Annotated in this window: 5 protein-coding genes, 5 tRNA genes and 1 pseudogene; 3 read left to right on the forward strand and 8 right to left on the reverse strand. The window is 61.0% G+C overall.

What is annotated here, in order from left to right; genetic code table 11:
* Positions 1 to 171: 171 nt before the first annotated feature.
* Positions 172 to 1,494 carry a 23S rRNA (uracil(1939)-C(5))-methyltransferase RlmD gene (gene rlmD / locus PG898_RS15205; RefSeq protein ID WP_270824523.1) on the reverse strand — a complete coding sequence of 441 codons (1,323 nt, stop codon included), beginning with the start codon at positions 1,492 to 1,494 and terminating at the stop codon, positions 172 to 174.
* A 272-nt stretch (positions 1,495 to 1,766) separates the two neighbouring features.
* Here rlmD and barA point away from each other — a divergent pair, with 272 nt between their 5' ends.
* The 3 genes from barA (at position 1,767) to PG898_RS15220 (ending at position 5,998) form a co-directional block, all read left to right on the forward strand.
* Complete coding sequence (gene barA / locus PG898_RS15210) at positions 1,767 to 4,487, forward strand: two-component sensor histidine kinase BarA (RefSeq protein ID WP_270824525.1); 2,721 nt, start codon at positions 1,767 to 1,769, stop codon at positions 4,485 to 4,487.
* A 63-nt stretch (positions 4,488 to 4,550) separates the two neighbouring features.
* A complete protein-coding gene (locus tag PG898_RS15215; RefSeq protein ID WP_270824526.1) occupies positions 4,551 to 5,036 on the forward strand; it encodes a DUF1456 family protein in 486 nt (161 codons plus the stop codon).
* A gap of 41 nt (positions 5,037 to 5,077) precedes the next feature.
* Positions 5,078 to 5,998 carry an N-acetylmuramoyl-L-alanine amidase gene (locus PG898_RS15220; protein WP_270824527.1) on the forward strand — a complete coding sequence of 307 codons (921 nt, stop codon included), beginning with the start codon at positions 5,078 to 5,080 and terminating at the stop codon, positions 5,996 to 5,998.
* A 148-nt stretch (positions 5,999 to 6,146) separates the two neighbouring features.
* Here the strand turns inward: PG898_RS15220 and PG898_RS21365 are convergent.
* From PG898_RS21365 to PG898_RS15265, 7 genes and pseudogenes are all read right to left on the reverse strand, one after another.
* A pseudogene (locus PG898_RS21365) lies at positions 6,147 to 6,865 on the reverse strand (integrase core domain-containing protein).
* A 110-nt stretch (positions 6,866 to 6,975) separates the two neighbouring features.
* Positions 6,976 to 8,049: a quinolinate synthase NadA gene (nadA, locus tag PG898_RS15240; protein ID WP_270824529.1), complete on the reverse strand. Its 1,074-nt coding sequence runs from the start codon at positions 8,047 to 8,049 to the stop codon at positions 6,976 to 6,978.
* Positions 8,050 to 8,202: 153 nt separating this feature from the next.
* Positions 8,203 to 8,278: transfer RNA gene (locus PG898_RS15245), tRNA-Val, on the reverse strand.
* Positions 8,279 to 8,296: 18 nt separating this feature from the next.
* Positions 8,297 to 8,372 (reverse strand) — tRNA-Lys (locus tag PG898_RS15250).
* A gap of 23 nt (positions 8,373 to 8,395) precedes the next feature.
* Positions 8,396 to 8,471: transfer RNA gene (locus PG898_RS15255), tRNA-Val, on the reverse strand.
* Positions 8,472 to 8,489: 18 nt separating this feature from the next.
* Positions 8,490 to 8,565, reverse strand: a tRNA-Lys gene (locus tag PG898_RS15260).
* A 23-nt stretch (positions 8,566 to 8,588) separates the two neighbouring features.
* Positions 8,589 to 8,664, reverse strand: a tRNA-Val gene (locus PG898_RS15265).
* Positions 8,665 to 8,672: the final 8 nt, after the last annotated feature.

Here is an 8,672-nt window from a genome sequence, read left to right on the forward strand (position 1 = left end):
GGATGCGCGAGAGAGTTTTCAAGGCATGTTGCCGATCCCGGTAACAGGTTTCTCTCGCACATCAGGCCCATTTTTGCAGATCTAGATTACCCTAATCACCCCTGCGCAAACAGCGCTACCGGCATCGTAAGGCCGACAAAACGCAGCACCGGCAATCTCAAAACAGCCTGCTCAATCCCGTTCAAACAGCGCCATGGACTCCAGATGACCGGTGTGGGGGAACATGTCCAGCATCCCCAGGCGAGCCAGTCGATAACCCCCCTTCACCAGCACCTGGCTGTCCCGGGCCAGGGTGACAGGGTTACAGGAAACATAGACCACCCGCTTGGGCGAAAGTGCCGCCACGTGGCTCATGACTTCCAGCGCCCCGGGCCGGGCCGGATCCAGCAACACCAGATCGAAGCCTTCCCGCGCCCAGGACATGCCGACGATGTCGCCGCTCAAATCCGCCTTGTAGAAACGGGCGTTGTCGATGCCGTTGCGACGGGAGTTCTCCTCGGCACGGGCCACCATGGCGAGCTCCCCCTCGACTCCCACCACTTCACGGGCCTGACGGGCCAGCGGCAGGGTGAAGTTGCCGATGCCACAGAAGAGATCCAGCACCTTGTCGTCCTTGGTCGCCCCCAGCCACGCCAGCGCCTGGGTCACCATGCTCTGGTTGATGGGGCCGTTGACCTGAATGAAGTCGCCAGGGGCGAATGCAAGAGACAGGCCATCGAGGGTGTAGCTCGGCTGAAATTGTTGACGCAGGGGTTCGATGCGCTCATCCGCCGCCTGCAGATAGAGATCGATCCCCTGGGCCTCGGCAAATGCCACCAGCAGGGCGCGATCCGCCTCGTTGGGGCGACCTGTGTGGCGCAGCAGCATCATGATGCCCTGTTCGGCCTGGATGAGCTCCGCATGCCCCAGCTCGCGCTGGCTCTTCAAACGATTGAGGCACTCGCGCAGCGGGGTGATGAGGGCAGAGAGGGGGTCGGCCAGCACGGGGCAGCCCGCCACCTCCACCAGGTCATTGGATTGACGGCGACGGAACCCCACACGAGTGCAGCGACCGTTCTTGTCAAACTTGATGGCGAGACGGCAGACCCGGCGATAGCTGCGGGACTCTCCCTTGAGCACGGGCTCGAGCGCCGGTGCCTTGATGTTGCCAAGGCGCTCGAACAGGCTGACCAGCCCGGCCTCCTTGACCGCCTGCTGATCCGCTTCGCCGAGATGCTGGGCACTGCAACCGCCGCACTCGCGATAATGGGGGCAGAAGGGATCGATGCGATTGGCCGCCGGGGTCACTATCTGTTGCAGGGCGGCGTGGGCATAGTGCTTCTTGTCATCGACGATGCGAGCCTTGATCAGCTCACCGGGGAGTGCCCCTTCGACAAAGATGGCCTTGCCCTGATGACGGCCGACACCGACACAGTGGTGGTCCAGACTGTCTATCGTAAATTCAATACGTTGGGGCTGGGTTGATTTCTTTTGGGGCTTGAAAAACTGGGCCATAAAACTTGGTGCCTATAGGTGGCTATGTCATGATTGTGGAATCTGCAGCAGGCCATTGTCCCACAAGAATAATAGTATGACCAAATGCGGCCTGAGGGCCCGAGCTGCAGCCTCTGCACCATTGCCCAATCTGACCATAAGTGGCCCATTGATATGACAGGATACGGCCTGAGCGCCCGTACGGTGACATCGCCTGTATTGCCAGCCCTCCCCCTGCGCCCACACGCTCCCAGGGCTATGGTCTGCATCATGTTTGCCGGCGGTTTATCAGCATGACCAAGTACGGCCTCAGAGCCCGTGTACTGGCATTTACCATATTGCCAACCCTGATCATCGGCGGCCTGATCGCCGGTTACTTTACCTTCCACCGCTACCATCAGCTGGAAAACAACCTGATCGATCAGGGCATCAACATCATAGAGCCCCTGGCCATCGCCAGTGAATACGGCATGACCCAGCACAGCCGTGAGTCGCTCAAGCGGCTGATCGGGCTGACCCATCGCAAGAACTCCCCCTTCATCAAGTCCATCGCCGTCTTCACCCAGGACAACCAGCTGTTCGTGACGTCCAACTACCACAGGGACTTCAGCCAGCTGCGCCTGCCCGATGGCAGCGCCATCCCGGCGCTGACCAGCGTCTCTTTCAACGGCGATGACATCATCTTGCGCACCCCCATCCAGGCCGAGACCAGCCTGGACGGCTTCCCCCTGCCGAGCGATCTGGAGCCGCCTGTCATCGGCTACATCTCCATGCAGCTCGCCACCGACAGGGCCATCGTCCTGCAGTATCGCGACGCCTTCTTCGCGGTGATCATCGTGCTCATCGGCCTCGCCATAAGTACCCTGTTTGGCTTTCGCCTGGTCAAGAGCGTGACCCAGCCCATCACCGACATGGTGCAGGCGGTGCACAGGATCAGGGAGGGTCGCCTCGATACCCGGGTCAGCGGTCAGCTCACCGGCGAGCTGGACATGCTGAAGAACGGCATCAATGCCATGGCCAAGGCGCTCTCCGAATACCATGAAGAGATGCAGCAGAACATCGATCAGGCGACCTCGGATCTGCGAGAGACGCTCGAGCAGATAGAGATCCAGAACGTCGAGCTCGACATGGCGAAGAAGCGGGCTCAGGAGGCTGCGCGGGTCAAATCCGAGTTCCTGGCCAACATGTCCCACGAGCTGCGCACCCCACTCAACGGCGTCATCGGCTTCACCCGCCAGTTGCTCAAAACCAGCCTGACACCGAGTCAAACCGACTACATGCAGACCATAGAGAAGTCGGCGCGCAACCTGCTCGGCATCATCAACGACATCCTCGACTTCTCCAAACTGGAGGCGGGCAAGCTGCAGCTCGAGCATATACCGTTCAGCCTGCGCGACACCCTCAACGAGACCATGCACCTGCTGGGGCCGAGTGCCCATGACAAGCAACTTGAGCTCTCCTTGCAGGTAGACGCCGCCGTGCCGGATTATCTCACCGGCGACCCCATGCGCCTGCAACAGGTGCTGACCAACCTCACCGGCAACGCCATCAAGTTCACCGAGCGCGGCAACGTGGATGTGCGCGTCGAGCAGACCGGGGCCCCCAACGGCAGTAAGGTTCGCCTGCGGGTGCTCATCCGGGATACCGGCATCGGCATCTCGGAAGAGCAGCAGCGCCAGTTGTTCCAGGCCTTCAATCAGGCCGACTCCTCCATCTCCCGCCGCTATGGAGGCACCGGGCTCGGCCTCGTCATCACCCAGAAGCTGGTGCAGCAGATGGGTGGTCAGATCCGGTTCGAGTCCGAGCTTGGCAAGGGCTCCGTCTTCTCGTTCAATCTGGAGCTGGAGGTCTCTCCCCTGCCCCAGACCGAACGGCTGCCGCTGGATCGCATCCTGGGCAAGCGGGTCTGGCTGCTGGAGCCGGACCCCTTCACCCACGCCTCCCTGCTCTCCCTGCTGGCTGAATGGCAACTGGATGTGCAGTCGCTGACCATGGCAGACGGCTGGCCGGAGATGGGCAGCCAGGACATGGTGATCATCGGCGGCAGTACCCTGCATACCCCGCAACAGGTGATAGCCCGTCTCGATGGCCTCAGCGGGCAACAGAACACCATAGTGCTGCTCAGCAGCCACGAGCCGGCGCTCTATGACGCCATGCTGGCCCATGGGGCCGCCCACTGCCTTTCCAAGCCCATCAACCACCGCAAACTGCTGCACGCCCTGCTCTCCCCCGAAGCGGCCAGGCGAACGCCGCTGCCCGCGCCGACGCCTCGCCGGGTGCAAGCCGTCAAGGTGCTGGCGGTGGATGACAATGCGGCCAACCTCAAGCTCATCGCCGCCATGCTCAAGGAGATGGTGACCGAGGTGGTGGTGTGCAAGAACGGCAAGGAGGCGGTCAACCTGGCCCAGAGCCAGCCGTTCGACATCATCTTCATGGATATCCAGATGCCCGTCATGGATGGCATCAGCGCCACCCAGGCTATTCGGCATCACTCCCTCAACACCGAGACCCCCATCGTCGCGGTCACCGCCCATGCCATCCCGGGTGAACGAGAGCGGCTGATCCGCCAAGGCATGGACGACTACCTGTCCAAGCCCATCGACGAGGGCATGCTGGCACAGCTCATCACCGACTTCGCCCACAGGCGCCATCAGAACCAGGGGGATCAACAGATAGACTGGGCCTTGGCGGTGCGCCAGGCGGCGGGCAAAGAGGCACTCGCCAAAGAGATGCTGACCATGTTGCTGGCCAGCTTCGACGAGGTGGAGCCCATGCTGGAAGCCGCGTTGACGGGCGGAGTGGAGGATGACGAAGTGCTGGCCCAGCTCCATCGCCTCAACGGCGGCTGTGCCTACTCAGGGGTGCCCGGCCTGCAACGCCTGCTCTCCCAGCTCGAGCAGCAACTGCGCGACGGTGTGGCCGTCAGCGAGCTCGAACCCGAGCTGCTGGAGCTGCAAGATGCCCTGGAACAGGTGAAGCGGGAGGCCCCTCGCTACCTGGCCCTGATCGAATGAGGCGCTTTTTCTGACTGCGAGGCCCGCAGATGGTAAAATCGCGCCGTTTCCACAGGAGTCAACATGACCAACAACGATATTCTGCGCCGCCTGCGCTACGCCCTTACCATCAGCAACGATCAGATGGTCGAGATGTTTGCCAAGGGCAACCTGACCGCCACTCACGCCCAGCTCCACAGCTGGTTGCTGAAAGAGGCGGCGGAAGGGGAAGAGCAGGACCCGGGCTTTGTCCCTTGCCCGGACGCGGCACTTAGCCAGTTCCTCGACGGTTTCATCGTCGTGCGCCGCGGTGTGCGGGAAGATGCCCCGCCCCAGGTGATCCCGAACCGGATCAACAACAACCTGATCCTGCGCAAGCTGCGCATCGGCCTCAACTACAAGGAAGAAGACATGCTGGGCACCCTCAAGCTCGCCAACTTCAACCTCTCCAAGTCCGAGCTGAGCGCCCTGTTCCGCGCCAAGGATCACAAGCACTATCAGGATTGCGGGGATCAGATCCTGCGCAACTTCCTCATCGGCCTCACCGCCAAGTACAGGTCCGAACCATGAGCCCGCGCGCGCGCGTCACCGCCAGACGGCGCGCCTGAGCCATGGGCCAGCGCGCCTGCCCCCCGTCATTCCGCCTGGGCGGCAGGCCGCGCTGGCCATCCCTGTTTTCCTGTTCCCCCTGGCCAGGTAAATGCCGCACCAGCTTGCTGTCACTCAGCCTGTTGCTGGGGCTTGGCGCCTGCCAACCGGCACCTTATGAGCTATCCACCCGCCATACCAGTGCCAACCAGAATGAACGTATCGCCTTTCTGATCCTCCACTACACCGACGAGGATGACGCCCGCTCCCTGCGCCTGCTGACTGAACCCGAACACAAGGTGAGTGCCCACTACCTGATCCCCCGCGACACCGACGAACGGCCGCTTCCCGTCTACCAACTGGTGCCCGACAGCCAGCGCGCCTGGCACGCCGGTCGCAGCCGCTGGCATCAGTATGCCGGGCTCAATGCCAGCTCGCTGGGCATCGAGATAGTCAATCTGGGCTATGACGAGAAAGAAGCGGCCCTCCCCGCTCACCTGAGGCACTGGCAACCCTACACCCGGGCCCAGATCGCCGCCCTCGGCGCTCTCAGCCAGGAGCTGGTTCAGCGCTACCACATTCCCCCCACCCAGGTGCTGGCCCACAGCGACATCGCCCCCGAACGCAAGCAGGATCCCGGCCCTCACTTCCCCTGGCGCGAACTAGCCCTGCACCATGGCGTCGGTGCCTGGCCCGACGAGGCCAGAGTCGCAGCCCTGCGCCAGCAGCCGCCCCCCGTCTGGAATGCCCTCGCCTGGCAGCAGCAGCTCGCCCGCTACGGCTACGGTATCCTGCCGAGTGGCGCCTGGGATGAGCAGAGCCACGCCGCAATGCGTGCCTTCCAGCTCCATTTCCGCCCCGCATTGATCACCGGCGAGCCGGACGCCGAGTGTCAGGCCATCCTTATGGCGTTGCTCGAGCGCTACTTTCCCGAGCAGGGCTGAGAGACGATTCTCTACCGAGTTCAATTGCAGCACCGCGCTGATCACCGGGGAGTCAGATGCCGTGTGCCAAGCCAGTCTCACGACCTTCCCGAGGCGGACTGAACACATCTCCTGTGCCTAGTCCTGAAATAGGTTTATACATTCTCGGCTAGCTTATTGTCACTCCGCCCCCCCGATGTACTACATCGGGGACTCTGTATTTCAATGCCTGATGTGGTCGATCTAGGTTGTAAATCTCCACCGCCTCACGCACCATCTACCGCGCTTGCGCCAGGTCCTGCGGGCTCTGTAACAGCAGCCCCCCCTTTAAAAATACCGTTTACCCACTCCGCCAACGCATTCTAGTAACAGTCATATCCAGCTGTCATCGAACATCGCCCCACGTGTAGCCCTTTTGCATCGCGCTGGTCGGCCACCCGATTGCGTTTGTAGTAAGCCTGACGGCTTATCCTGAGAAACCGGCAAGCCCTGACGATGGTCAGCTTGTCGACGTGCCGCAGTGAGAGGACTTGCCGGGTCGCTTTTTTACGATGGTGACGCCGTAGCCGTTCTGCAATACGTCGACCACGGCCTCAAAGAACTGGGCCTTCTAGTTCATAAGCACCAATTGCTGCTCGAGTTCCTTGACACGCTGTTCGGGAGTCTGGTTGCTGGGGTCAGGCATGGTGACGCTCCTCTGCCGGCGCGCACAGAAGCCCTCTGGCTCCAGTCCTACTCACCGAGTGTACGCACGGTCGAGTTGCCTTGAATGCCATAACGAGTCTGTGCCTGCAGATAGGTCAGCTCACCTTTTTTAATCTGCTGGACCAGGGCCAGTTTAAAAGTCAGCGAGTAATCGCGCTGTATTCGTTTCTCACCTTGTCCCATCGGGCTCTCCATTTATTTGGGGGAAAGGTGTAAACCATATTCAGGACGGGACATTAGAAATAAAGAGGGCTCCCGCGGGAGCCCTCTTTGCATCTTGTAATCAGAGAAGATCAGGCGTTGCCCTGGGTCTTGAGCTTGAGCTCGGCAGCGAAGTTCAGCATCCGATCCAGCGGGATCAGTGCCTTCACCCGCAACTCCTCGTCCACCAGGATCTCGTGACGCTCGGCGCCATCGGTCAGTGCCTCCTTGATCGCCACCAGGCCGTTCATCGCCATCCAGGGACAGTGGGCACAGCTGCGGCAGGTGGCACCATCGCCACCGGTCGGCGCCTCCACCATCTCCTTGTCCGGGCAGGCCTGCTGCATCTTGTAGAAGATGCCGCGATCGGTCGCCACGATCAGCTTCTGTTGGGGCAGCTCACGGGCCGCCTTGATGAGCTGGCTGGTAGACCCCACCGCATCCGCCAGTTCGATGACGGAAGCCGGGGACTCCGGGTGCACCAGCACGGCCGCATCCGGGTTCTGGGCCTTGAGCTCACGCAGGGCCTTGGCCTTGAACTCGTCGTGGACGATGCAGTGCCCCTGCCAGCGCAGCATCTGGGCTCCCGTCTTCTTCTCGATGTAGGCGCCCAGGTGCCTGTCCGGGCCCCAGATGATCTTGTGGCCCTGGCTGTCCAGATGCTCGACGATCTCCAGCGCAATGCTGGAGGTCACCACCCAGTCTGCCCGTGCCTTCACCGCCGCCGAGGTATTGGCATAGACCACGACTATATGGTCGGGATGGGCATCGCAGAAGGCGGAGAACTGGTCGATGGGGCAGCCCAGATCGAGGGAGCACTCCGCCTCCAGGGTCGGCATCAGCACCCGCTTGTGGGGGCTCAGGATCTTGGAGGTCTCCCCCATGAAGCGCACACCGGCCACGATCAGGGTCTGTGCGGCGTGATCACGACCGAAGCGAGCCATCTCGAGGGAGTCGCCGACGAAACCGCCGGTGGCCTCGGCCAGCGCCTGGATCTCGGGGTCCGTGTAATAGTGGGCAACCAGCACGGCCTGACGCGCCTCGAGCAGTGCCTTGATCTCGGTGATCAGGGAAGCCTTCTGTTCGGCAGTCAGGGGAGCCGGTTTGACCGGAAAGGGATAGTCCATCTCGATGACCGGAGGGACACTGCTCAGTGCATTGCTCATTGCGACTGTTCCATCAACGCTTGGAAAGGCCAAAATTATAACCAGAAGCCGCGCACAAACCCATCAACAAATCGTGCTCACCAGATAAGGTGCCAGATGAAGCTAAAACAAAAAGGCCCGCATTGGAGTGCGGGCCTTTTTGTTTACAAGTCATGGTGGTCGTTACTGGGCTCGAACCAGTGACCCCCTCCTTGTAAGGGAGGTGCTCTCCCAGCTGAGCTAAACGACCTGGGATAAAGCTGAATGATGGTGGGTCGTGCTGGATTCGAACCAGCGACCAATTGATTAAAAGTCAACTGCTCTACCGACTGAGCTAACGACCCATCTGTATCATTTTTTCAAAGCATGGTGGTCGTTACTGGGCTCGAACCAGTGACCCCCTCCTTGTAAGGGAGGTGCTCTCCCAGCTGAGCTAAACGACCTGGGATATGGCTAAATGATGGTGGGTCGTGCTGGATTCGAACCAGCGACCAATTGATTAAAAGTCAACTGCTCTACCGACTGAGCTAACGACCCATCTGTATCATTTTTTCAAAGCATGGTGGTCGTTACTGGGCTCGAACCAGTGACCCCCTCCTTGTAAGGGAGGTGCTCTCCCAGCTGAGCTAAACGACCTGGGATAT

This window comes from Aeromonas sp. QDB31 (genome assembly GCF_027707605.1).
In the GTDB taxonomy this organism is placed as follows: domain Bacteria; phylum Pseudomonadota; class Gammaproteobacteria; order Enterobacterales; family Aeromonadaceae; genus Aeromonas; species Aeromonas media.